The organism is Bacillus sp. Root920 (assembly GCF_001429445.1).
In the GTDB taxonomy this organism is placed as follows: Bacteria; Bacillota; Bacilli; order Bacillales; family Bacillaceae; genus Bacillus; species Bacillus safensis.
On record NZ_LMJV01000001.1, the window covers coordinates 1,987,625 to 2,012,288 of the forward strand.

The 24,664-nt window shown below is 39.3% G+C and carries 30 protein-coding genes; 16 read left to right on the top strand and 14 right to left on the bottom strand.

The window, feature by feature from the left end; genetic code table 11:
- Positions 1–8: 8 nt before the first annotated feature.
- The 4 genes from ASE42_RS09730 to sspO all read right to left on the bottom strand — a co-directional run bounded on the left by ASE42_RS09730 (position 9) and on the right by sspO (position 1,513).
- Positions 9–437 carry a DUF2621 domain-containing protein gene (locus ASE42_RS09730; RefSeq protein ID WP_024427086.1) on the bottom strand — a complete coding sequence of 143 codons (429 nt, stop codon included), beginning with the start codon at positions 435–437 and terminating at the stop codon, positions 9–11.
- A gap of 262 nt (positions 438–699) precedes the next feature.
- Positions 700–1,101 (bottom strand): Hsp20/alpha crystallin family protein, encoded by a 402-nt coding sequence (locus tag ASE42_RS09735; RefSeq protein ID WP_056766595.1) that lies wholly within the window; start codon positions 1,099–1,101, stop codon positions 700–702.
- Positions 1,102–1,203: 102 nt separating this feature from the next.
- Positions 1,204–1,350: a small acid-soluble spore protein P gene (locus ASE42_RS09740; RefSeq protein ID WP_003211331.1), complete on the bottom strand. Its 147-nt coding sequence runs from the start codon at positions 1,348–1,350 to the stop codon at positions 1,204–1,206.
- A gap of 16 nt (positions 1,351–1,366) precedes the next feature.
- The gene (sspO, locus tag ASE42_RS09745) at positions 1,367–1,513 is read right to left on the bottom strand and encodes a small acid-soluble spore protein O (protein WP_034283440.1); all 147 of its coding nucleotides are present in this window, start codon (positions 1,511–1,513) and stop codon (positions 1,367–1,369) included.
- Between the two features lie 220 nt (positions 1,514–1,733).
- Between sspO and acnA the strand changes: the two genes are divergently transcribed.
- The 7 genes from acnA (at position 1,734) to ASE42_RS09775 (ending at position 6,528) form a co-directional block, all read left to right on the top strand.
- Entirely contained in the window at positions 1,734–4,463 is a 2,730-nt protein-coding gene (gene acnA, locus ASE42_RS09750; protein WP_041109232.1) for an aconitate hydratase AcnA, read from the top strand.
- Positions 4,464–4,529: 66 nt separating this feature from the next.
- Entirely contained in the window at positions 4,530–5,033 is a 504-nt protein-coding gene (locus ASE42_RS09755; protein ID WP_041109234.1) for a TlpA family protein disulfide reductase, read from the top strand.
- A gap of 73 nt (positions 5,034–5,106) precedes the next feature.
- Positions 5,107–5,232 (top strand): FbpB family small basic protein, encoded by a 126-nt coding sequence (locus tag ASE42_RS18605; RefSeq protein WP_003211002.1) that lies wholly within the window; start codon positions 5,107–5,109, stop codon positions 5,230–5,232.
- 51 nt (positions 5,233–5,283) lie between these two features.
- On the top strand, positions 5,284–5,427 hold the full coding sequence (locus ASE42_RS09760) for an acid-soluble spore protein N (RefSeq protein WP_008357830.1): 144 nt from the start codon (positions 5,284–5,286) through the stop codon (positions 5,425–5,427).
- Between the two features lie 13 nt (positions 5,428–5,440).
- The gene (gene tlp / locus ASE42_RS09765; protein ID WP_024425142.1) at positions 5,441–5,683 is read left to right on the top strand and encodes a small acid-soluble spore protein Tlp; all 243 of its coding nucleotides are present in this window, start codon (positions 5,441–5,443) and stop codon (positions 5,681–5,683) included.
- Between the two features lie 107 nt (positions 5,684–5,790).
- Entirely contained in the window at positions 5,791–6,213 is a 423-nt protein-coding gene (locus ASE42_RS09770; RefSeq protein WP_024425143.1) for an acyl-CoA thioesterase, read from the top strand.
- 3 nt (positions 6,214–6,216) lie between these two features.
- A complete protein-coding gene (locus tag ASE42_RS09775; RefSeq protein WP_056766598.1) occupies positions 6,217–6,528 on the top strand; it encodes a hypothetical protein in 312 nt (103 codons plus the stop codon).
- Positions 6,529–6,566: 38 nt separating this feature from the next.
- On the opposite strand, the gene ASE42_RS09780 is transcribed toward ASE42_RS09775, so the two are convergent.
- Together ASE42_RS09780 and plsY are read right to left on the bottom strand one after the other, a co-directional pair.
- On the bottom strand, positions 6,567–6,854 hold the full coding sequence (locus ASE42_RS09780; protein WP_056766600.1) for a HesB/YadR/YfhF family protein: 288 nt from the start codon (positions 6,852–6,854) through the stop codon (positions 6,567–6,569).
- Positions 6,855–6,951: 97 nt separating this feature from the next.
- Positions 6,952–7,533 (bottom strand): glycerol-3-phosphate 1-O-acyltransferase PlsY, encoded by a 582-nt coding sequence (gene plsY / locus ASE42_RS09785; RefSeq protein WP_024425146.1) that lies wholly within the window; start codon positions 7,531–7,533, stop codon positions 6,952–6,954.
- A 75-nt stretch (positions 7,534–7,608) separates the two neighbouring features.
- Here plsY and ASE42_RS19350 point away from each other — a divergent pair, with 75 nt between their 5' ends.
- The 4 genes from ASE42_RS19350 (at position 7,609) to parC (ending at position 12,927) form a co-directional block, all read left to right on the top strand.
- Positions 7,609–7,737 (top strand): hypothetical protein, encoded by a 129-nt coding sequence (locus ASE42_RS19350; RefSeq protein WP_257995200.1) that lies wholly within the window; start codon positions 7,609–7,611, stop codon positions 7,735–7,737.
- A complete protein-coding gene (locus ASE42_RS09790) occupies positions 7,688–8,101 on the top strand; it encodes a CoA-binding protein (RefSeq protein ID WP_034283453.1) in 414 nt (137 codons plus the stop codon). Before ASE42_RS19350 ends, ASE42_RS09790 begins: the two co-directional genes overlap by 50 nt.
- A gap of 417 nt (positions 8,102–8,518) precedes the next feature.
- The gene (gene parE, locus ASE42_RS09795; RefSeq protein ID WP_024425148.1) at positions 8,519–10,486 is read left to right on the top strand and encodes a DNA topoisomerase IV subunit B; all 1,968 of its coding nucleotides are present in this window, start codon (positions 8,519–8,521) and stop codon (positions 10,484–10,486) included.
- Between the two features lie 2 nt (positions 10,487–10,488).
- A complete protein-coding gene (parC, locus tag ASE42_RS09800; protein WP_056766602.1) occupies positions 10,489–12,927 on the top strand; it encodes a DNA topoisomerase IV subunit A in 2,439 nt (812 codons plus the stop codon).
- Between the two features lie 53 nt (positions 12,928–12,980).
- Here the strand turns inward: parC and ASE42_RS19355 are convergent, their stop codons facing one another.
- From ASE42_RS19355 to ASE42_RS09810, 3 genes are all read right to left on the bottom strand, one after another.
- Complete coding sequence (locus ASE42_RS19355) at positions 12,981–13,106, bottom strand: hypothetical protein (protein ID WP_254966705.1); 126 nt, start codon at positions 13,104–13,106, stop codon at positions 12,981–12,983.
- A gap of 43 nt (positions 13,107–13,149) precedes the next feature.
- Entirely contained in the window at positions 13,150–13,485 is a 336-nt protein-coding gene (locus ASE42_RS09805) for a hypothetical protein (protein WP_024425150.1), read from the bottom strand.
- A gap of 184 nt (positions 13,486–13,669) precedes the next feature.
- Positions 13,670–14,851, bottom strand: a complete 1,182-nt coding sequence (locus ASE42_RS09810) for an MFS transporter (RefSeq protein ID WP_056766605.1) — start codon at positions 14,849–14,851, stop codon at positions 13,670–13,672.
- A 225-nt stretch (positions 14,852–15,076) separates the two neighbouring features.
- Between ASE42_RS09810 and ASE42_RS09815 the strand changes: the two genes are divergently transcribed.
- Entirely contained in the window at positions 15,077–15,550 is a 474-nt protein-coding gene (locus ASE42_RS09815) for a sugar O-acetyltransferase (RefSeq protein WP_082580700.1), read from the top strand.
- A 187-nt stretch (positions 15,551–15,737) separates the two neighbouring features.
- Here the strand turns inward: ASE42_RS09815 and ASE42_RS09820 are convergent, their stop codons facing one another.
- Entirely contained in the window at positions 15,738–16,319 is a 582-nt protein-coding gene (locus ASE42_RS09820) for an NAD(P)H-dependent oxidoreductase (RefSeq protein ID WP_056766607.1), read from the bottom strand.
- A 122-nt stretch (positions 16,320–16,441) separates the two neighbouring features.
- Between ASE42_RS09820 and ASE42_RS09825 the strand changes: the two genes are divergently transcribed.
- Positions 16,442–16,783: a winged helix-turn-helix transcriptional regulator gene (locus ASE42_RS09825; RefSeq protein WP_056766608.1), complete on the top strand. Its 342-nt coding sequence runs from the start codon at positions 16,442–16,444 to the stop codon at positions 16,781–16,783.
- 127 nt (positions 16,784–16,910) lie between these two features.
- On the opposite strand, the gene aldA is transcribed toward ASE42_RS09825, so the two are convergent.
- Both aldA and rhaD read right to left on the bottom strand, forming a co-directional pair.
- Positions 16,911–18,377 carry an aldehyde dehydrogenase gene (gene aldA, locus ASE42_RS09830; RefSeq protein WP_056766610.1) on the bottom strand — a complete coding sequence of 489 codons (1,467 nt, stop codon included), beginning with the start codon at positions 18,375–18,377 and terminating at the stop codon, positions 16,911–16,913.
- A 41-nt stretch (positions 18,378–18,418) separates the two neighbouring features.
- Positions 18,419–19,255 carry a rhamnulose-1-phosphate aldolase gene (rhaD, locus tag ASE42_RS09835; RefSeq protein ID WP_056766611.1) on the bottom strand — a complete coding sequence of 279 codons (837 nt, stop codon included), beginning with the start codon at positions 19,253–19,255 and terminating at the stop codon, positions 18,419–18,421.
- A 363-nt stretch (positions 19,256–19,618) separates the two neighbouring features.
- On the opposite strand from rhaD, the gene ASE42_RS09840 reads away from it, so the two are divergent.
- The 3 genes from ASE42_RS09840 to ASE42_RS09850 all read left to right on the top strand — a co-directional run bounded on the left by ASE42_RS09840 (position 19,619) and on the right by ASE42_RS09850 (position 22,402).
- Positions 19,619–20,401, top strand: coding sequence for a DeoR/GlpR family DNA-binding transcription regulator (locus ASE42_RS09840; RefSeq protein ID WP_056766613.1), 783 nt, complete (start codon positions 19,619–19,621; stop codon positions 20,399–20,401).
- Between the two features lie 329 nt (positions 20,402–20,730).
- On the top strand, positions 20,731–21,045 hold the full coding sequence (gene rhaM / locus ASE42_RS09845) for an L-rhamnose mutarotase (protein WP_056766886.1): 315 nt from the start codon (positions 20,731–20,733) through the stop codon (positions 21,043–21,045).
- Between the two features lie 85 nt (positions 21,046–21,130).
- Positions 21,131–22,402, top strand: a complete 1,272-nt coding sequence (locus ASE42_RS09850; RefSeq protein ID WP_056766615.1) for an MFS transporter — start codon at positions 21,131–21,133, stop codon at positions 22,400–22,402.
- A 119-nt stretch (positions 22,403–22,521) separates the two neighbouring features.
- Here the strand turns inward: ASE42_RS09850 and ASE42_RS09855 are convergent, their stop codons facing one another.
- Positions 22,522–23,235: a LutC/YkgG family protein gene (locus tag ASE42_RS09855; RefSeq protein ID WP_056766617.1), complete on the bottom strand. Its 714-nt coding sequence runs from the start codon at positions 23,233–23,235 to the stop codon at positions 22,522–22,524.
- Positions 23,235–24,659: a LutB/LldF family L-lactate oxidation iron-sulfur protein gene (locus tag ASE42_RS09860; protein WP_056766619.1), complete on the bottom strand. Its 1,425-nt coding sequence runs from the start codon at positions 24,657–24,659 to the stop codon at positions 23,235–23,237. The genes ASE42_RS09855 and ASE42_RS09860 overlap by 1 nt, the downstream gene beginning before the upstream one ends.
- Positions 24,660–24,664 lie beyond the last annotated feature (5 nt).

The window sequence follows — 24,664 nt, forward strand, 5'->3', positions numbered from 1 at the left end:
AAAGGAGGTTATTTTAATAACGATTCATATGGCGAGTGATCAATGTTTTTTTCTTGAAGGCGCTTCAGTAAAAACTTATGATCCCGCTTTGGTGTAGCCATAATGTAGCCGCGAATGATTAAGTCTAAATTAATGCTAGCAGCCTGTTCTTTTAATGCCAGCTCACCAATTTTACCCGCAATTTTCTCTTTGGCAACATCTCTAAACAGCTCTGGAACAGGTAATACGAGTTCATTTAACAGCTGTTTGTCCTCATCCCGCCATAGGTGAAGGCTCTTTTGAATATATTCATCCTGCCAATCAAGCTCTGATTTCCCATCTTCCTTTGGCAATCGTTTTAAAAATTTGCGAAACATAAAAAAGCCACCGATTGCGAGTAATCCGATCATCACTGTACCCCAAAATAAAATGAACCACAAAAACCAGCCGCTTAACATGTTCTCACTCCTTATACCCCTTATCTCTCTATTTTATATTACATGAAGAGAGGATAGAAGAAAATAACAAAAATGTATGTCTATGATCTCTATAAACGGCTTTTTTCATTGATAGCCGCCCATTTACTAGAATGACCCAAACCAATTAATAGAAAAAGAATACATTATCATATAGCGACTCTACTATTTGGCCATGGTGGTTCGCAAAAGGTATTGACTTGAAACGAACGGGAAGAGAGCCCACCTATATAAAGGTGGGCTCTTAATGTTTGAAGTGCGAGATTTGAAAGGAAAATGCACCGTTTGGATGGTCGGAACATTTTTTAATTTTTATCGATATGATTCGGTTTTCATAATCTGTTTCAATGTCTTTGTCGTTTAAATAAAAAGGGAGCATCACGCTTTTTTCAATTGGCTGTTCGCCTTCACCATTTGGATGTTGTACTGTGTAAGTTAACGTCAGCTCATGTCCAGCGAAGGTCAGCTTTACATCAGTGATCAATAAGGTGGAGACATAAATTTCGATAATATAATCACGGCTTGTTTCATAAAGATCAATTGGGAGGTGTTCATCATACCAGGCAAATGGATCATCCATTAAAACATTGAGCCAATCATCTATTTCAATAAAATCAGAGGAATTCGATTGCTTTTCATTCTCCATAAACACTCCTCCATCACATCTCATAATAAATCATATGATGAAAATGGAAATGTGTGAAAGACCTAAAACATCCCGTGTGGTCACGGGATGAGAGGGGGATAATTACATATCATGATGAGAATTGTGCTTTTGTCTTGTATGGTTGCGGTTTTTCACTTTTTTACTGCCTGATAACGGCTCAGGCTGACCGCCTTGATGCTCCTTAGGAGAGTTTTGACGGATGTCTTTCCCTGTGTTTTTATTCGTCATGAGGTTTGGCTCCTTCTTATTGATTCTTTTTACGTTTTTTATTGTTTTGCCTTTGTTCTTCTGTTAAAACGAGCTGATCATCTTCCGTATAGCCTGCGCCATTACCCTGGCTTTTGGCTGCGTTCATGCCATTAATGACATGATTAGCTTTGCGTTTTGTCATGTTCTATCACCTCATTTGTAGTATGAGCCCACCCCGCTTCGTTTATGAAGAGTAATCATTTCCTAATGATAAGTTAAACTTATTGAATTTAATAAAAGCATTGTTATTTACTTATGTATGAATTTGTTTTAAGATGAAATTGTGAGAAAATTGTGGTGAAATACGACGATTTTTCTGAGAATTGAAATTGATCTTGATCATCAAAAGGGGGATTTTGGACATGTCGAAACAGCAGCAAGTCGCTAAACAAGACGCTTTTCAATCTAGAAAAACGTTTTCGACAAATGGGAAAACGTATCACTATTATTCGTTAGAAGCACTAGAGAAACAAGGAATCGGAAATGTTTCTAAGCTGCCTTATTCCATTAAGGTACTTTTAGAATCAGTGCTTCGCCAAGTAGACGGTAGAGTGATCAAGAAGGAACACGTTGAAAACTTGGCAAAATGGGGAACTGCCGAGGTAAAAGAAATTGATGTTCCGTTTAAACCTTCTCGTGTTATTTTACAAGACTTCACGGGTGTACCAGCAGTCGTTGACCTTGCTTCTTTAAGAAAAGCAATGGCAGATGTAGGCGGGGACCCGGATAAAATCAACCCTGAAATTCCAGTTGACCTTGTAATTGACCACTCAGTACAAGTTGATAAAGCTGGAACTGAAGATGCATTAAACATTAACATGGATTTAGAATTCGAACGTAACGCAGAGCGTTATAACTTCCTTAGCTGGGCAAAGAAAGCGTTTAATAACTATCAAGCTGTCCCGCCTGCAACAGGAATTGTTCACCAAGTGAACTTAGAGTATCTTGCAAGTGTTGTTCATGCGATTGAAGAAGATGGCGAGATCATCACTTACCCAGATACATTAGTTGGAACTGACTCTCATACAACGATGATTAACGGTATCGGTGTACTTGGATGGGGCGTTGGCGGTATCGAAGCGGAAGCTGGTATGCTTGGTCAGCCTTCATACTTCCCAGTACCGGAAGTGATTGGTGCTAAATTAGTTGGAGAGCTTCCAAACGGAACAACTGCAACTGACCTAGCATTAAAAGTCACACAAGTCCTTCGTGAAAAAGGCGTAGTGAACAAGTTCGTTGAGTTCTTCGGGCCTGGTGTTGCACAATTGCCGTTAGCAGATCGTGCAACAATTGCGAACATGGCGCCAGAATACGGTGCTACTTGCGGATTCTTCCCAGTAGATGAAGAAGCGCTTGCTTACCTTCGCCTTACTGGACGTGATGAAGAGCAAATTAATATCGTTGAGGAATATTCTCGTGCAAATGGCTTATTCTATACGCCAGATGCAGAAGAACCAATTTTTACTGATGTTGTGGAAATTGATCTTTCTAAAATTGAGTCAAACTTATCTGGTCCTAAACGTCCACAAGATTTGATTCCACTTTCTCAAATGAAAGAGACGTTCCATAAACACATCGAAAGCCCAGCTGGTAACCAAGGGTTTGGCTTAGATAAATCAGAGCTCGATAAACAAATCGAATTTGATCTCGCAAACGGTGAAAAAGCTGTGATGAAGACAGGGGCGATTGCGATTGCAGCGATTACGAGCTGTACGAATACATCGAACCCATACGTGTTAATCGGAGCAGGTCTTGTTGCGAAGAAAGCAAGTGAGCTCGGTATGAAAGTGCCAAACTACGTGAAAACGTCACTAGCGCCGGGTTCTAAAGTTGTAACAGGGTACCTTGTGAATTCGGGACTTCTTCCATATTTAAAAGACCTCGGATTTAACATTGTTGGATATGGGTGTACAACATGTATCGGAAACTCCGGACCGCTTGAGAAAGAAATTGAAGATGCAGTCTCTGAAAATGATCTGCTGATCACTTCTGTTTTATCAGGTAACCGTAACTTTGAAGGTCGTATTCATCCGCTTGTGAAAGGGAACTACCTTGCATCTCCACCATTAGTAGTGGCTTATGCACTTGCTGGTACGGTGAATATTGATTTAACAAAAGATCCTATTGGTGTCGATAAAAATGGCGAGAACGTTTATTTCAATGACATTTGGCCATCAATGGATGAAATCAACAGCGTCGTTAAAAGCACTGTCACACCTGAGCTATTCCGTTCAGAGTATGAAACTGTTTTTGACAACAACGAACGCTGGAATGAAATTAAAACGACGGATGATGCATTGTATAAATGGGATGAAAATTCCACATACATTGATAACCCGCCATTCTTTGAAAACCTATCAGTTGAACCTGGCAAAGTTGAACCGCTTAAAGGCTTACGCGTAGTTGCGAAGTTCGGTGACTCTGTCACAACTGACCATATTTCTCCTGCTGGAGCGATTGGTAAGGACACACCGGCGGGCAAATACTTGCAAGAAAGAGGCGTATCGCCTAGAGACTTTAACTCATATGGATCTCGCCGCGGTAACCACCATGTCATGATGAGAGGTACTTTTGCAAACATCCGTATTAAAAACCAAATTGCACCAGGAACAGAAGGCGGTTATACAACTTACTGGCCAACTGGTGAAGTGACATCGATTTATGATGCATGCATGCGTTATAAAGAGGATGGAACAGGTCTTGCGATCTTAGCAGGTAAAGACTACGGAATGGGTTCTTCACGTGACTGGGCTGCTAAAGGAACAAACCTTCTTGGAATTAAATTTGTTCTAGCTGAAAGCTTTGAGCGTATCCACAGAAGTAACCTAGTCTTCATGGGCGTACTTCCTTTGCAGTTTAAAGATGGAGAAAGTGCAGAAACTCATGGTCTAACAGGAACAGAAACATTTGAAGTTCATGTTGACGAAACAGTTCGTCCACGTGATCTCGTCACTGTGAAAGCAATTGACACAGATGGAAACGAGAAAACGTTTGAAGTGGTGGTTCGCTTTGACAGTGAAGTCGAAATTGACTACTATCGTCATGGCGGTATCCTTCAAATGGTACTTCGCGAAAAATTGGCAAGCAACTAATACAGCAAAGAAGAGAAGGCGATCCAACAGCTTTCTCTTCTTTTTTAAAATAGTGGAGGATCAATCATGTGGAAAAAAGGAATGGCAAGCGCTGTTTTACTTGTGTTGATTGGTTTACTTGCGTGGAATTTATTTGGGCCAAAAGAGCCCGCAATCGGTCTTGAAAAAGGCGATCAAGCCCCTGATTTTGAACTGAAAACCCTTGACGGCAAAACCGCCTCGTTATCTGATTACCGAGGGAAAAAGGTGCTCGTCAATTTCTGGGCGACATGGTGTAAGCCGTGCAGGACGGAAATGCCGGATTTAGACGCGATTAGGAGCGAAAATGACCAAGTTGAAGTACTAGCAGTGAATTTAACGACCACTGAAAAGAGTGTGGAACATGTGGCAGCATTCACAAAAGAATTAAAGGTGAGCTTTCCTGTTTTATTGGACCAAAAAGGCATTCAAGCAAGATATCAGGTGCTTTCATACCCAACGACATACATATTAGATGAAAAAGGACGCATCATGTCTGTGAAGCATCAAATGCTGACAAAAAAAGAAATTGAAAAAGAGCTGGATCTATAATGATTCAGCTCTTTTGCTTATTTTCTAAATGTTTTGGCGAAAATGTAATCATATATATATGGAGGTGAGTGGAATGAGAAGAAGAAAACGACGCACATTTGAAGAGCTTGTGCTTGAAAATAAAAAAGAATTATTAAGCAATGAGGAATTTTTAAACCAGCTTGAAGAAAAGTTGGAAGAGCGATTTAGACAGAAATAAGTTATGAATTATCCGTTTTCGTTCATCCTAAAGAAGAGGGAGGGATGAATAATGGGTAGAGAGCATGATAAACAAGCGCAGTTTACACCAGACCATTTAGGGACAAAACCTGTAGCATACAAACGGAATAAAGGTAAAAAGATGCATAATAAATCAAATGAACAGCCTGATGTGATACAAACGAAGGGCGAATAAGGAGGGAATCATGATGAATGACAAGTCCTATCAATCCAATCCAGATGATCGTTCTGATAATGTTGAAAAGCTGCAAGATATGATCGAGAACACACTTGACAATATCGATGAATCTGAAGCAGCAATGTCCGTTTCGACAGAGACAGAAAAGCAAATGATCAAACAAAAAAACGAAAACCGCAAAATGAGTATTGACGCGATGCGTTCTGAGATCAAGGACGAAGAAGCGGCAAGAAAGAATGGCTATACCGAATAAACCAGGGATTCCTGGTTTATTTTATTGCCTCTTTTTAGAAGAACCATTTGGAATGTGGTAAAATGGCAGAGACAGACCTTAGGTTTTGATAGGAGAGCGATGAAAACGTGTATGTATCCAAAAAAGAAATAGAAGTCCGTTATGCAGAAACCGATCAAATGGGCATCGTGTATCATGCCAATTATTTAATTTGGATGGAAGTCGGCAGAACAGCATTGATTAAAGAATTAGGGTTTTCCTATGCGCAGCTAGAAGCAGACGGTGCTCTTGCACCTGTTATAGACTTGCAGGTTCAATATAAAAAACCATTGCTGTATGGTGAAACAGCAACCGTTCATACATGGATTGAAGAATATAATGGTGTCAAAACGGTGTATGGTTATGAAATTCAAAAACCTGATGGACAAACAGCGATTACAGGGACAACCTCACATATATGTGTGGATAAAGACACCTTTAGACCTATTCAATTTAGAAAAGCCTTTCCTGCCTGGCATAAAGTATATGAACAGTCGAAGAAGCAGGTTTAATTTATGGCTTTTGGTATTAAACGAAGTGATTTAAACGCTTGGAAATCAGCTGTCCAGCAAGGAAAAGTTGCTTTTTTAACACACTACTGGCTCGATGACCGTTTTCCAAATGCCAATACTGTCACAAAAGCAGCCTGTCAGGATATAAAGCGGTTAGCTGAGTGGGGAGAAAGACATGGACTAAAAAAAGAATGGATTCATGACCGCGAAGGGTTTCCTCATTTTGACTTGATTGGTGAGCCGCAAAAAAGAATTCTGCAAAAGGAACGATCTTTAGGGAACATTCAGGAGTATGGGCTGTATATTGAAGTGTAAACAAAAAAGATACCCGAGGGATGAGGTATCTTTTTTGTTTATTCATAATGAAATTCTGGTTCTTTCACGGACTCGTTATAATCAATATGCAGATCATGGTTGTCAAAGTACCAAATATCACTTTCCTCAATAAAGAAAGTAATACCTTCTATTTCAGCGGTTGCGCCGGCATTTTGAGGTTCATCTTTTGCAACGCCGAGAGAAAAGCCTTTTTGTACATTACTGCACCCGCCATATCTCACAAAAAAGCGAACTTGATCACCTTTTTCTAAATCTAATTCATTCTTGTACCAATTGAGTGCATCTTCTTTTATCGTTAATTTCAATGTGATCGCCCCTTTTTGAAGTCATGCTGTTTTTAAAATGCAGGATGCAAAAACAGCTTTTCTTTACTTTTACCACATATTTAAATGGATGAAACGGCTAGAGCCATTTGATTTTCGGTTCAGTTTTGTTGAGAATTCGTTTGAGGTTGGCGATGTGTCTGTAGATCACAAAGCCAGCAAGAACGGCAACAACAATGATTAAGAATAGGTCTTTGGTGAAAATGCTGTAAATGAATGTATAGATCCCGGTCAGCATAGATGATAGTGAAACATATTTACTAATGTATAAAAATAAGAAAAAAGCAGCGATCATCGTGATAAATAGGAATGGGGCATAAAATAGCAGCACACCGCCTGATGTAGCGACTGCCTTTCCCCCTTTAAATTTTGCAAAGACAGGAAAGCTGTGACCGATAACAGCAGCAACTCCTGCTAATAAGGGATGGATGTCCAGCTGCATGAAAAACGGTAAAGCTGAAGCAAGCGTCCCTTTTAGGATATCAGCAGTAATCACAATAGACCCTGCTTTTACGCCAAGTGTACGAAATGCATTCGTCGCACCTAGGTTTCCGCTGCCATGTTCACGGATATCGATACCCTTTGCAGCTTTCCCGACAATGAGACCGGATGGAATACTGCCGAGAAGATAAGCCAAAATAAACATCAAAGCAATTAACATCTGCATAACTCCTTTATATTCTCCCTCTTGTCTTACATTTTAACATGATCTTGTGAAAAACATGGGGAACTTTTTTTGAAAAAATCGAAAGCAGATGGATTCAGCTTTGTTTTTAAGCAGAAATTCGCTAAAATAGAGGAAAAGGAGTGTCTTGATGAACAATCCTACGAAAGAAGAAATTGGCCGTATATTAAAGAGCAGTAAACGAATTGCTGTTGTTGGTTTATCAGATCAGCCGCACAGGACGTCTTATATGGTGTCTAAAGCAATGCAGGATGCCGGGTATGAGATTATTCCAGTGAACCCAACGATCGATGAAGCTCTCGGTGTGAAAGCAGTCGCTTCTTTAAAAGATATAAAAGAGCCTGTTGATATCGTCAATGTCTTTAGACGTTCAGAGTTTTTACCAGAGGTGGCAGAAGAGTTTCTCGAAATAGACGCACCTGTTTTTTGGGCGCAGCAAGGCATATATCACGAAGAAGCGAAAAGGCTGATTGAGGAAAATGGCAAGGTCGCCATCATGGATTTATGTATCAAGGTGGCTCATGCGATGACAAAAACTCATTAAATCGTCAAAAATCCTTGGTTTTTCAAGGATTTTTGCTTTTTTGTTGCAGAAATATATTTGCGATTCTGAAAGAAAGCGATAAAATAAGGCGACAGGGACATATCGGCGGCCTTGCATATCGAGAAAAAGAGCGATAAGATCAATATGGAACATTTGTTCCGTTTTGCTAAAACCATCATATGATTGCATTTGGCTTATGAAACAGTCTTGTTTATAATGGACTTCTAGTTCTGATTGCAGAATGTAGAATGATTCTCATAGCTGTGCAAAAGAGCATGTATTGGTGAATGACACATGCATGATGATGATGCAGCTTATTAAAGTGGACAGTAATGAGCAGCATGATCATCATTAAAATCTAGAGAGATCATTTGATGATTAGCCGGTTATGTTTGTTAGTGAAAGGGGATTAAGCATTTGGTTAAAAAGCAGCAAGTAGATTATAACGATGATTCTATTCAGGTGCTAGAGGGGCTTGAAGCGGTCCGTAAACGTCCAGGGATGTATATTGGATCTACGGATTCGCGCGGTCTTCATCACCTTGTCTATGAGATTGTAGACAACTCTGTCGATGAAGTGCTCGCTGGCCATGGAGATCATATCATTGTCAAAATACATAAAGATAACAGCATTTCCGTCCAAGATAAAGGGCGTGGAATGCCTACTGGTATGCATAAGCTTGGAAAACCGACACCCGAGATCATTTTAACGGTCCTGCACGCAGGCGGAAAATTTGGTCAAGGCGGATATAAAACAAGTGGTGGACTTCACGGAGTTGGGGCATCTGTTGTGAACGCGCTGTCAGAATGGCTCACTGTCACAATTGAACGTGACGGATTTATTTATCATCAGCGCTTTGAAAACGGCGGTAAACCTGTCACATCACTCGAAAAAATCGGAAAATCGAAAAAAACGGGGACACTGATTCATTTTAAGCCGGATCCTACCATGTTCAGTGTTACGACCTATAATTTCGATACATTATCAGAGCGTTTAAGAGAATCTGCCTTTTTATTAAAAGGGTTAAAAATAGAGCTGATCGATGAACGGCATGATGTACAAGAAACGTTTTATTATGAGACAGGCATTGAAGCCTTTGTTGCTTATTTAAATGAAGAAAAAGATGTTCTGAGTGAAGTCGTCTCATTTGAAGGAGAGCATCAGTCCATTGAAGTAGATTTTGCTTTTCAATTTAATGATGGCTATTCGGAAAATATCCTTTCCTTCGTTAATAACGTCAGAACAAAAGATGGCGGAACACATGAGTCTGGTGCCAAAACGGCCATGACGAGAGCCTTTAACGAATATGCTCGCAAAGTCGCTCTTTTAAAAGAAAAAGACAAAAATTTAGAAGGCACTGATATTCGCGAAGGACTGTCTGCTATTATTTCTGTCAGAATTCCTGAAGAGCTGCTTCAATTTGAAGGGCAGACAAAAGGAAAGCTTGGGACAAGTGAGGCACGTTCAGCTGTTGATGCTGTCATTTCTGAAAAACTTGCGTATTTCCTTGAAGAAAACCGGGAAACAGCCACTCTTCTTGTGAAAAAAGCGATTAAAGCGCAGCAGGCAAGAGAGGCTGCTAGAAAAGCCCGTGAAGAAGCAAGGAGCGGCAAGAAACGGAAAAAGTCTGAAGCCACGCTGAGCGGAAAATTAACACCTGCCCAATCTAGAAACCCAGCAAGAAACGAACTATACCTAGTAGAGGGTGACTCAGCGGGCGGGTCAGCAAAACAGGGGCGCGACCGTAAATTCCAGGCGGTGCTGCCGCTGCGCGGAAAGGTCATCAATACAGAAAAAGCAAAGCTTGCTGATATTTTCAAAAACGAAGAAATCAACACCATTATTCATGCAATTGGTGGAGGCGTCGGTGTCGATTTTAATGTAGAAGACATCAATTATGACAAAATCGTGATCATGACAGATGCGGATACGGATGGAGCGCATATTCAAGTGCTTCTCTTAACATTCTTCTACCGCTATATGAAGCCGCTGATTGAGCATGGCAAAGTGTTTATTGCACTCCCGCCTTTATATAAAGTCAGCAAAGGCTCAGGGAAAAAAGAAATCATTGAGTACGCATGGTCTGATGAAGAAATGGATGACGTATTGAAGAAAGTTGGAAAAGGGTACACGATTCAGCGCTACAAAGGGTTAGGTGAAATGAATGCCGACCAGCTATGGGAAACGACAATGAATCCAGAATCGAGAACACTTGTCAGGGTCAAAATTGATGATGCTGCACGTGTGGAACGCCGCGTCACAACTCTAATGGGTGACAAAGTAGAACCACGCCGTAAATGGATTGAAAAGAATGTCGCCTTTGGACTTGATGAGGAAAGCAACATTCTTGAAAATGAAAACTTGTCGCTAGCTGAGGAGGTTTAAACATGGCACAACAAGAACGATTTCATGATTTACCATTAGAAGAAGTAATCGGCGACCGCTTTGGCCGCTATAGTAAATATATTATCCAAGACCGTGCGCTTCCAGATGCACGTGATGGACTAAAACCTGTACAACGAAGAATTTTATATGCGATGTATGCAGAAGGAAATACGCAGGATAAAAACTTCCGTAAAGCCGCTAAAACAGTCGGTAACGTGATTGGTAACTATCACCCGCACGGAGACTCATCTGTTTATGAAGCGATGGTAAGAATGAGTCAGGAGTGGAAAGTACGAAATGTACTGATTGAGATGCACGGGAATAACGGGAGTATCGATGGTGATCCGCCTGCTGCCATGCGTTATACGGAAGCAAGGCTGTCTGCTATTGCTTCAGAGCTTTTAAAGGACTTAGACAAGGAAACGGTCGAATTTGTCGCAAACTTTGATGATACAAGTAAAGAGCCCGTTGTATTACCAGCGATGTTCCCAAACCTTCTTGTGAACGGATCAACAGGGATTTCAGCCGGCTATGCCACAGATATCCCTCCGCATCACTTGGGAGAAGTCATTGATGGCGTTATTAAACGAATCGAACAGCCGCATTGTACGGTTGAGGATTTAATGACGGTCATCAAAGGGCCAGATTTCCCAACAGGCGGTATCATTCAAGGTGTAGACGGTATTAAGAAGGCGTATGAAACAGGAAAAGGAAAGATTATGATTCGAGGCAAAGCGGAGATTGAAACCATCCGCGGCGGACGCCAGCAAATCGTGATCACAGAAATTCCTTACGAAGTGAATAAAGCCAATCTTGTCAAAAAGATGGACGAGTTCCGAATTGAAAGAAAAGTAGAAGGCATTTCAGAGGTCCGAGATGAAACAGACCGTACTGGGCTTCGAATCGTAGTAGAGCTGAAAAAAGAAGCAGATGCAAATGGTGTGCTGAATTTCTTATATAAAAACTCAGATCTGCAAATCCCATATAACTTTAATATGGTAGCGATACATAATCGAAGACCGACCTTAATGACGCTCACCACTGTACTAGATGCATATATTGCCCATCAAAAAGAAGTGGTGACGAACCGCTCAGCGTACGAGCTTCGAAAAGCGAAGGAACGCCACCATATTGTCGACGGATTAATTAAGGCACTTTCCATCTTAGATGAAGTCATTGCCACCATCCGCTCCTCTAATGATAAGCGTGATGCAAAGAACAACTTGATGGCGAAATATGACTTTACAGAAGCACAATCAGAAGCGATTGTTTCACTCCAGTTATATCGTTTAACGAATACAGATATTACGCAATTAAGAGACGAAGCAAGAGAGCTAGATGTGCGCATAGCAGAGCTTGAAGACATTTTAGCGAACGAGAAAAAGCTGCTGAAGGTCATTACAAACAGCCTGAAAAAGCTCAAAAAGACATATGCTGATGAGAGAAGATCCGTTATTGAGGAAAAAATCGAAGAAATTAAGATTAACCTTGAAGTGATGATCGCATCAGAGGATGTTTATGTGACAGTCACGAAGGATGGTTACATTAAGCGAACAAGCCAGCGCTCCTATGCTGCTTCTAACGGTAAGGACTTTGGCATGAAGGATACTGATCGTTTGATTCATCAGTTTGAAATGAATACAACGGATGTTCTTCTGCTGTTTACGAATAAAGGAAGCTACATTTATTGTCCTGTTCACCAGCTGCCAGATATACGCTGGAAAGACATGGGGCAGCATATTACGAATATCATTTCGATTGATCGCGAGGAATCAATCCAAAAAGCCATTCCAATAAAAGAATTTGATGAAACGTCATATCTTTTATTCTTTACGAAAGGCGGAATGGTGAAGAAAACGGAGCTTCTTCAATATAAAGCGCAGCGTTATTCGAAACCGCTTGTTGCCTTGAACCTAAAAGGTGACGATGAACTCGTCGATGTTCATGTCACAACAGGACAGCAGGAATTGTTTATTGCAACGAAAAATGGTTACGGTTTGTGGTTTGATGAAGAAGAAGTAAGTGTTGTTGGACCGAGAGCGGCCGGCGTCAAAGGAATCAACTTGAAGGAAGGGGACGAGGTAGTCTCTGGCCAGATCATTGATCCGAAAAACGATGTCCTTGTGCTCACGACACAAAGAGGGGCTGTAAAGCGAATGAACCTCTCTGAATTTGATAAAACATCAAGAGCAAAACGCGGAGTTCTTATGCTGAGAGAATTAAAGAAAAACCCGCACCGTATTGTGGCTGTGATCGCTGCAGCGCTGCACGATACACTTGAGATAGATACCGAAAAAGGTACAACGATTCCACTTGATATTTCTACTTTAAGAGCAAATGACCGCTATAGCAATGGATCATTTATTATAGATGAGGAAGAGCAGGGAGAAGTGACTCATGTCCTTCTGACACCTGAACCCGGACCAGATGACAATAAATAAGCAAACGAAAACCCCCTGCGACTGGCAGGGGGTTTCTTTTATATACGGGTCATTTAGCTCTCGTGGTTGCCAAACATGCTTGTAATGGCGTGCACTACTTCAATTCCTTGGTAGACGAAAAGAGAAAGTGAAGTGACAGAGAAAAGACCTAGAATGAAAATTCTTAAGAAAAATAACATCGTGTAAAACCTCCCAATTTTTGTTTTGATTTAGATGGTTGGGTTAAACACGAGCTTGTCGGAAATAAGAAGATTGATAGAACACTGCAAGTAAATGCTTCTTTTTCCGGTCAAATCGATCAGTATGAGTGATGCGTGCAAATCCAGCTGTCATACTGCCAATAATCAGCAGTGCTGTAAATGCGGCAAATACTGCGTTCACATGTTTTTGTTTCTTTTCATCGCCCATTGTCTGGACGATTTTCATTTCATGTGATTCTTGATCGGCAACCACCTTAGCATGATGGTATACCTGAACGGAATGAGGCATTGAGAACAAATGAAAACTTGCAAGTGCTATGCATAAAACACCTAATTTTAATAGCATATTTTTTTTCATTTTTCTCACCCCTTCCTGGTTATTTTCATGATCTTACCACGTTTTCAGTTATTTGAAAAGTCTTATTTTTTTACTTTCCCTCTTTAAAAAAGCGATAAACATTACGACATCTATAGGACTGTTTCACTTCATGAAAGGTTTCAATTTTATTTTTTAAATTTAAAAAAAGTGCCATGATCAAGGATCAGACACTTTTAGTCGCTTGTAATGAATGTGGTTTTGCTACAGCTTTAGTAAAGATTCCTGCAATACATATGGCAAATAGAACAAAAATAAAGGCATGAAGCAGTCCAACCTGATTGGCAAGCAGACCTAAAATAGGAGGACCGGAAAGGGAGGCTGTGTAACCAGATAAGGTCACAATACTAACGCGTTTGACAGCGTACCGGCTATCATCGCCAGCTGCAGAAATGGTCAGCGGAAAGCCTAAAGATGCGCCAAGTCCCCATAAAAAGATTGATATCATACATACAACAAGTGAAATCTTCAAAATGACTAAGAATAGGCCGGCAGCTGCTGATAAAATCGCAACTCTTAGCAATAATACTCTGCCAAAGCGATCGATCAAACGTCCGCTGATCAGTCTGCCGCTAATCATGCCGCACAAAAACAAAGCATAGATGACTGTACTCATGGAATGTGAAACTTGGTAGCCATCCACCATTGCAAGTGGAATCCAATCATTGGCGGAGCCTTCGACAAACGCAAGACATAAGGCGATCATCGCAAGAGATATTGTTCGTTTGTTCAGCCATGCCGTTTGAGTAGGCTCAACTGTATCGGACTGTTTCTCATGCTGATCCTTTCCTGTCCCGTGCGGAATAAACCGAGTACAAATCAATATGCTGAGGAACAGCAGAAGGGCAATAGCGAGAAGGTGTATCAATACAGAAACCCCTAAATGGATAAAAAGAATACCAGCACCTGCTCCAATTAAAGTCCCAATGCTAAAGGAAGCATGCAATATAGGCAGAATGGTTTTCTTGATGCTGTACTCAATCTCTGTTCCTTCTAAGTTCATCGCTACATTGCACATGCCAGAGCCTGCGCCAAAAAGAAAAAGACCAGAAGTGACGACAAAGATAGAAGAGAGTGTTGAACCAATGGCAAGAGTAGTGAATCCAAGGAACATCAAAAAAGCACTGATCACAATCGCCACTCGTCCGCCTTTTTTGCGGACGAATACATTTGAAAGAACAAGCCCAACAATTGAACCAACGGATAAACCGAGTAAAATAAGTCCCATTGTTCCTGTGTTTGCATGTAATAGATCTCTCACTTCCGGTGTCCGTGAAAACCATGTAGAAATGGAGATCCCAGACATCGTAAAGATCACAATAATTGCTTTATACCACTTTAATTCCATCTAATCCCTCACATTTAAAGATATATATGTTATTGAACAAATCTACTCGATTATAAATGAGACTTGCTGATTCGTAAATAACTTGCTGGAGGAACAAGGTCAATTCTAGTCAAAAGAAATCATTCCTTTCCAATTCTTATGATGAGAAGGTAAAATAAACATAAAGGGGACGGTAGGATGTAATCATATCGCATCGGTATAAATAGAAGGGAGGAGGAGATCAACATGAAAAGTGAAAAGGAAAAAATGATCCAAGGAGAACATTATGTATCTAGTGACCAAACACTGATCGCAGATCGTGAAAGAGCTAGACAATTGACATACGCATATCAGCAAACCAATCAGCAAGAAAAAAGAACATCCATTTTAAAGGAATTATTAGGCGCTTGCGGAAATGATGTCGTTTTTGAAGGAAGACTGCAGTGCGATTACGGATACAATATCGAGATTGGTGAGCATTTTTTTGCAAATTTTGATGCAGTGTTATTAGACGTGTGCAAAATTACCATTGGACATCACTGTTTATTAGGTCCGAATGTACATATTTATACGGCTGGACACCCGCTTGACCCGATAGAACGTGCAAAAGGCATTGAATTCGGCAAACCAGTCACCATTGGAAACCATGTATGGATTGGCGGCGGTATCTCGCGAATAACGTTGGATTTTGATTTTTTCTATTTTGTCTCAATAAGATGAGTATACTTAATTTTGAGACAAGAGAAATTCATTGGTTGTTTAACTTCCTAGAATATATATTATGTAAACTAAGAAATGAGAATACATATTTGAGTGTCGATATTTAATTTCACAACCTCTACCACCTTCTCAATAAATTAGATCAGTCGTAAAGGTTGTGCCTTTCCTTATTGGCTGCTACAGTAAATTAAATACGTTGGGATATTTCGTTTAAAAATACTTTCCTCTTTTCATCTGTTGTTAAGTTAACTCTCGAAAAATGAATCCATTTGGTGTCTTCGTTTTTAATTCCCAAGTCAGCAAGAGTTCTGTTAATAAAAACGCTTTGAATCGCATTCCCACCTTCAGATTCTATATAATCCTTATCTGTTGTAGATGTTGAGATCACGGTTGTTTTTTTAATATTTGTCAATAAACCTTTTAAAGCCCCAGTGTTTTTATCTTCCAAGAATGCGAAACCTCTTAACATGACTTTATCAATAAATCCTTTTAAAATTGCAGGTAAATCCCACCACCAGACAGGAAATATAAATATTAATTCAGTTGACTGACTTAATTTCTTTTGATAATCCTTAACTAATTGATCAGGCGTTTCTCCTTTATGAAAATACTTCAATTCCTCAGCTGAAAAAACGGGATTAAACCCATCTTTATATAAATCGATCACTTGAAATGGTTCTCTCTTTGTTTCTAGATTTTCTGTAATGGAAGTCAAAATGGCATGATTATAGCTTCCATCCCAAGGATGTGCATAGACAATTGTTTTCATGATTCATTCACCCTTTTTTGTTATTTTCATCATATTTTGATGTACATTCATTTTATTGTATGCTATAACGTACTACAAGTACGGTAATTAAAGTGCGATACTAACCTAAAGGAGAGTGTAAAATGACCAAAGAATCCTTTACAGCTCATGTTGATCTAAAAGAAACTGGATTTGGGTACACTTTATCATTAATTGGTGGGAAATATAAGATGACGGTACTGTATGCTTTATATGCAAACAATGCGCCTATTCGCTATAATCAGTTGAAACGAATGCTTGGGGCAATCTCTTTTAAAACATTAACCAATACACTAAAAGAGCTTGAAGCAGATCAGTTAATTAATCGTAAAGAATATCCTCAAGTGCCTCCAAAAGTAGAATATAGTTTATCGGAAAAGGGATTATCATTGATCCCTGTATTAGATGCGATTTGCTATTGGGGAGAAGAACAAATGAAAAAATAGTTAGACGTTGAGTGAAATTGTACTTTTAGGCAAAAGGGATTGTACATTCAGTCAAGAAAAAGAGCATCTCTCTTGAGATACTCTTAGAACATTGATAAATCTCATGGAATATTAAGTTGTCTTTCTCTTATTTTTTGTTTGAGTTATGCTGCAAATAAACAACATGAGTTTGTAAAAATTCTTCTAAACCATGTTTACCATCTGCTCCGCCAATTCCAGATTTCTTACGACCTGCGTGGAATCCCTGAATGGCTTCAAAGTTTTCACGGTTAATGTACGTTTCTCCAAATAGTAACTCATTTGCAGCACGCATCGCTGTATCTAAATTCTGTGTAAAGATAGATGATGTTAATCCATATTGGCAATCATTCGCAAGCTCAATTGCTTCATCTAAATCTTTAAACGTCATAATTGGGAGAACCGGTCCAAATACTTCTTCCTGTACAATTTCTGAATCTTGTTTTACATTCACGAGGACCGTTGGTTCATAGTAATATCCAGGTGTCACATCTGCACGTTTTCCACCAGTTAACACTTGGGCCCCTTCTTCAATAGCTCGGTTTACCATCGCTTCAATTGATTCTATTGCTTGCTTATTTGTAAGTGGTCCCATATCTAAACCTTCATCTTCGAGAGGATTGCCATATTTCACATTTTTCATTGATGTGACAATTTTTTTGATAAATGGATCGGCGATACTTTCATGAACATACACGCGTTCAGCACAGTTACATACTTGTCCCGTATTAATGATACGTGAGTCGACAATTGCTTTCACGGCTAAATCTATGTCTGCATCTTCTGCTACAATAGCTGGTGCTTTACCGCCAAGCTCTAGACTGACTTTTGTTACATTTTGAGCTGCAGCTTTCATGACACTTACACCTGCATCCACGCTCCCTGTTAAACTGACTAAACCAATCTTTTCATTTGAAGCAAGTTCGTCTCCCACTGTACCCCCGCGCCCTGTTACAAGATTGAATACCCCTTTTGGAATACCCACTTTATCTACTAATTTTGCAAATTCTATTGCATTATTTGGCGTATCACTACTAGGTTTAATGACAATGGTATTCCCTGTTACCAATGCAGGCGCAGCCTTTCTCGCTACAAGGAAGAATGGGAAATTCCATGGTAAAAAGCCAGCGACAACCCCGATTGGCTCTTTAAAGATCATTATATTTTCATTTGGTCTGTCACTTTGAAGAATTTCCCCTTCGTACGTCCTTGCTGAACCTGCCATATAATCAATGTAGTCAGCAGTAAAATCAACTTCTGTAGTAGAGAGAGCAAGTACTTTTCCTTGTTCTTCTGAGATGACGCGTGCAAGAAAATCTCTATTTTTTCGAATTTCTTCAGCTAAACGTGTTAAATACTTTGCACGCTCAGCAGCCGGTTTCTTTTTCCATTCTTTTTGTGCAGCTTCTGCACACTCAATCGCTTCTTGAACCTCTTCTTTAGAACAACTTGGCACTTCTGAAATCACTTTTTCAGTTGCCGGATTTAACACCTGTATCACTTCGCCCGAGCTAGCATTTACAAATTCTCCATTAATGTACATTTGAAATTGTTTAACATTGGTTTGTGAGTTCATTACTGAAACCTCCTAATATTGGATTGTAGGAAAGACTATTTTTATAGATTTAAAACTCCTTGTCTTGGCACAACACCAAATGCATCTGCCAAGTCTTGAAGCTGTTGATCTGTAATGGTTTGTTTCACGCTTCCTTGTGCACATACAACTGTGTATACTTCCGCAGCTTTTTCAGCTGTTTCAATTAACCCAAATGTCTCATCCATTGTAGTTCCAGCACCAAAAATTCCGTGGTGTGGCCAAATAACTGAACGAACATCTTTCATTTTTGCAGCTGTAGCTTCTCCAATTGAATCAGTTCCTGGAACCATCCATGGAATAATACCAATTCCTTCTGGGAATACAACAATGCATTCGGTACACATCTGCCATAAAGTTTTTGTAAATGCTACTTCATCCAAGCTGTGTGTGAATGTCATACCTATAAGGTTTGTTGCATGACAGTGCATGATCACACGATGGTTTGGATCTGCTTTTAATCTTTCAATATGGCTCATTAAATGTGATGGAAGCTCACTTGTTGGAACGCCTCCCTCTTCTAACCCCCATAAAATATCAAGCGATTTGCCATCTTCAGTTATACGAATAATACCAAGGTTAGCGGCTGGATCATCTATTACATTTTTAAAATATTTCCCCGAACCCGTCACAATAAAATATTTCCCTGCTAACTCAGTGCCATCAAAAATCATCGGCACCGTTCGTTTTACATCATGAACGTCAAGGTACTCTGCTACTTCGTCCTCTTTTAATAAATAACTAATATTCCCGCCATTTCGTTCATCCCAACCTAAGCGATATAGGTTTGCTGTCGTTTTGGTCATTTCTTGAAGGAAAGGTGCTTTTAGTATATTTTTCTTTGTCAAAAGGTCTTTCATCTCCATCTTCTCCCTTGTTTTCATTGATATATATCTTTCTAAATAAAAATTATTCTTTTGATAAACTCATGCAAAAGCGTTTACATCCTCATATTACTTTGAGAAACACATTAAGTCAACACAAACAAACATTTTATCTTTGTTTATGTTTGTTTTGATTGTGATATAAGTGGTTATTTTATGATTGATACAATGCTATTTCATTCGCGTTAAATACTAAACCTTGCTGCTGTTTAAGATCATTTTTTTGAAGTTATAAGTATGTTATGATGAAAACAAACAAAAATAAAAACAAAACAACAACCTTATAGGCAATTTTATGCTGTTTTTCTTTTATTCATTAAAAGCGAAAGGAAGTTACACATGTTATTAGCTGAAAGACATCAAAAAATAGTAGATTTAGTTAATTTACGATCCAGCATTCGTGTTTCAGAATTAAGCGAAATTTTTTCTGTGACAGATGAAACGATTCGCCGTGATCTTGAAAAATTAGAGAAAGAAAATAAGTTGCGGCGAAGCCACGGCGGAGCAGTTAGTATTGAGGAAAAAGAATCAGAAGTTGATTTTTCAGAGCGAGAAATTACGAATGTATTAGAAAAGAAAGTGATTGCACGTGAAGCTGTGAAGCAAGTTGAAGAAGGCGACCGTATTATCCTTGACGCAAGTACCACTGCATGGTACATGTCAAAAATCCTTCCGAATATTCCTTTGACTGTTATCACCAACTCCATTAAGGTGGCCATAGAATTAAGTAAGAAAGAAAAAATTCAGGTGATCTCAACAGGAGGTCTCCTCCTTCCTAAATCGTTATCCTACGTAGGACCTCTAGCAGAGCGCTCACTGGAAAATTATCATGTGAATAAAGTGTTCTTATCTTGTAAGGGTATCGACTTAAATAGCGGTTTAAGTGATTCAAATGAGTGGCAGGCTCTCTTAAAAAGAAAAATGATTGAACGGTCACATGAAACCATTTTAATGGTCGACTCTAGTAAGTTTGGATACCGTGAATTTTCTCATATCTCTTCATTAAGTGATATTAGCCGCATTATTGTTGACGATAAACTAAGCAATGATGCACATGCCATTTTACGTGATAAAAATATTAATGTTACTTCTGTAGCCTTGATGAGTGAATCTGCTTCATAGTCAATCCAAATAGAAGATTAAGGTCTCTCCTTTTCTGTGTATATACGTGTTCAAGACAAACCTATCTAGGTTTGTCTTTTTCTATATCCACAATTTTACCTTGCCTTATTTATGATGAACCCCTCTCGTAATCAACATTAACAAAAACCAATAATAAAAAAATGTTGTTTTATTTTTGTTTTTATAATAATATGACCATATAAACAAAGAAAAATAAAGATTTTGCAGAAATCAGGGGAAAAAATCAATTTATTGTGAAGATTAAATTGCTTTTTGCAAACGCTTTCTTTATTTTTTTCATTTATTCTACAGTACAAGGAGCGAGAGAGATGATAAGAAAAGCCAGTATTATGTTTGTACACAAGGATCAATTTGATGAATACAAACGTCGACATGATGAAATATGGCCGGAAATGGTTGAGGCATTAAAACAGCATGGTGCTCATAACTATTCTATTTTCTTAGAAAAAGAAAGTGGTCAATTGTTTGCTTATTTGGAAATCGAAAATGAAGATAGATGGAACCAGATGGCTAAAAGTGATATTTGTAAAAAATGGTGGGATTACATGGCGCCTATCATGGAGACAAATTCAGATAACAGTCCACGCTCTGTAGATTTAAATGAATTGTTTTACTTAGCATAATTTTTTAGGAAAACAAAGACAGCGAAAATACAGGCATTCAAACGGATGTATCATCGTTTGAAGGTACTTGAGAGGAGATTTAAATATGGCTGGTAATGCAAAAGGCGGATTAAAGTCTACTATTACTGTAGCAATGTCAAATTATTTGGAGGCAGCATCCATCGTAGCTGCTGCTGGCGGCCTGACACTCTGGATGGAATATTTAAACTTAAATGATTTTAAACTGGGATTATTAGGAGCGCTGAGTGCTAATGGATTTGCTTCAGCTGCAGGAGCCCTCATAGGAGGCGTTCTGGTTGATAAATATGGCCGAAAGTTAATTTATAAATACGATTTATTGGTCTATATGTTTGGTGTCTTATTAACGATGTTGTCTTTTAACTTCCCCATGTTGTTAGCTGGATACATTATTACTGGAGTAGCCGTAGGAGCTGCCATTCCAGCTGCTTGGACGTATATAGCAGAAGAAGCGCCTGAAAATGAACGTGCATCTCGTGTAGGATGGGGACAGTTAGCGTGGTCGGTTGGTCCAGCTATTTCGTTACTCCTCTCTGTCGCCTTGGCCCCATTAGGTCTTTTAGGAAGCCGAATTATTTTTGGTCAATTATTTGTAATCGCTTTAATTACTTGGATTATGCAACAACAAATTAGTGAATCAAAAATATGGGAAGAAGAAAAACAAAAAGAAGTGAATCAAAAAGCAAATGGTGAAAAATTAAAAAGTCCAGTCAAAGAATTATTCACAATCAAAGCAAACCGTCATGCCATTATTTTATTACTAGGGATCTATTGCTTCTGGAACTTAGTAGCTGGTGTAATGGGATACTTCATGCCGTATATTTATCAGACCGTTGGAGGGCTTTCATCATCACAAGCAAATTTATTACAAGCGTTTTTATGGATTTTGACCGTTTTAGGAACGTACTTTGTCTTTATTAAACTAGGTGATAAAGTGAACAGACGTGTATTGTATGGCATAGGAGCGGCAATGGGGATTGCTGCTTGGGCTACTCTTACGTACGGCGGAATGGGCATGACTGAACTGCTTATATTTGTAATATTATGGGGAACTGCAGCTGGTTTTGGTGCTCAAGCTTTTTATGGTCTTTGGTCAAGTGAGTTATTTCATACAAAATACCGTGCAAAGGCACAAGGATTCCTTTTTTGTACAGCGCGTGTAGCCGTTGGCCTTATATCACTTGTGATTCCAACGATGATTTCTACATTAGGATTTAAAATATCAGGTTCTATTATGATTGGGTTTCTTGTAATTGCTGCAATTATTGGATTAGTCATGGCGCCAGAAACAAGAGGAAAATCATTAAAAGAAATTGAAAAGGAACGATACAGCGCTTAAAAAAATAGCCAAGCTTTCTTTGAGAAGCTTGGCTATTTTTCTGCCTCCCCCCTGCTCTCCTTACTACAATAAAAAATAGAGATTCCAAATGGAAGCTCTATTTTTTATATCAACCAACCTTACACAATAAAATAAAAAGCTTTTAAAGGTCCATGCACACCCACGACCAAATTCATTTCGATATCTGCAGAATTACTTGGTCCCGAAATAAAGTGAATACAAGAAGCAACAGCCTCTCCCTTTTCCACACGTTGGTTTAGGTCAGAAACAGCCTGTGTAATACGTGCCACAATCGTTTCACGCGGGATAATCGTGACATAGACAGTCGGCAAAAAGTGAAGTGCCCGCCCTTGTCCCTCATGAGTTTTTACAACAATTGTTCCTGACTCAGCAAGTGCATAGTCACTGAATGTAATACCAAAATTGGCTTTTTCGGCGAGGGAATGATTCGCTTCACGTCCTTTTTTTGAATCCCATACATGTACCTCTATATTTTCTTCCGGCCATTCTTTTTCAAGTAAATCTGTTAAGCCATATTCTTTGAAACGTGAATCTTGGGCTGTCATTACAGGGCCCCCGCCATGTTCAGCAACAATTTTCTTTAAAGCTTCAGCTAAGTGATCTTTTGTTGTTTCAAAAACAGTAGTATGAATTTTGCTGCAGTGCTCTGTGAACGTAGCGATTAACTCCTTTTCTGTATAACCTTTCATTACATCCCAATTTACGTTATTCTTCCACTCTGGACGTACAACACCACTTATTCGTCTTTCCCGTCCCAGCTGTTTAGCCACATGATTTAAAAAAACTTCCTGATTTTGAGCTGTTCCTCTCATTACTTTTCACCACCTTTTTTATGATTGTCAAACCAGTCTCGAAAACGTTCTTTACTTGGAGCTGGGAATTCTCGAATTTCAGTCCAATTTTTTAATGGGCCAATTCCTTTGGAGACGCGATTTCCTGATACAATGGGCTTCATAGCTGTAGGTGCCATTTTTGTACCTAGTTTGTATAGAGCAGCAGATGATGCTCCCATTCCAAACATTTTCATCGCAAGTTTCTCACCGAGTGGAGCACGTCCTTCTTTTTCAACAATTACTTGACGATGTTTTAAAAGTAGTTCGTGTAGCGGAATTTTAACTGGACAAGCATCAGTACATGCTGCACAAAGAGTTGATGCATATGGCAGTTCTTTATAATCGTCATATCCACCTAATAGTGGACTTAATACTGCACCAATTGGCCCCGGATAGATAGAGCCATAAGAATGTCCTCCGACATGACGATATACTGGACATACATTAATACATGCTGCACAACGGATGCATTGTAATACTTGTTGGAACTCAGACCCTAAGATTTCAGAACGGCCGTTATCAACGACAACAAGGTGAAATTCTTCTGGACCATCTGCCTCTTCTTCATATTTAGGCCCTACTGTCGTAATGTAACTCGTTAGCTTTTGCCCTACTGCACATCTGCAAAGCAATCCAACGAGTACATCCAGCTCCTCCATTGTTGGTACAAGACGTTCCATTCCCATTACAGCGATTTGCGTTTTTGGAATAGCAGTGACAAGGTCTGCATTTCCTTCATTGGTCACTAAACAGATTGATCCTGTATTTGCAACGGCAAAGTTGCAACCGGTGACACCGATTTCTGCTTCAAGAAATTTTTCGCGCAGGATTTTACGAACAAATTTTGTCATCTCGTAAGGATCTTCCGACTTTCCATAACCTAGTTTTTCTTGAAATACATCACGAATTTGTTCTTTTTTCATATGAAGAGCCGGCGCTACGATGTGGGAAGGTGGTTCATGATCATCAACTTGCAAAATGTATTCGCCAAGGTCACTTTCTACCACTTCACAACCTATGTCTTCTAATGTTTTATTCATTTCTATTTCTTCGGTTACCATTGATTTGGATTTAACAACTTTTTTGGCTTGTTTTTTTTCTGCAACTTCCTTAATGTACTGAGCGGCGTCTTCTTTTGTTTTCGCAAAAAAGACATGTCCCCCGCGTTTTGTAACATTTTCACTTAATTGCATTAAGTAATAATCTAAATTCTCCAGCGTGTGTTGACGGATTTGCTCCCCTAAATCGCGCCATTCTTCCCAGTTCCCAAGCTCTTCACTAGCTGCCAAACGACGTGTATACAGGCGTTCTTGAGCTGTAGACACAGCTTCACGCATCGTAGAATCTTGGATTCCTTTATCAATACGTTCATTAAATTTTTTATCACTAATTTTCATGCTCATGTCGT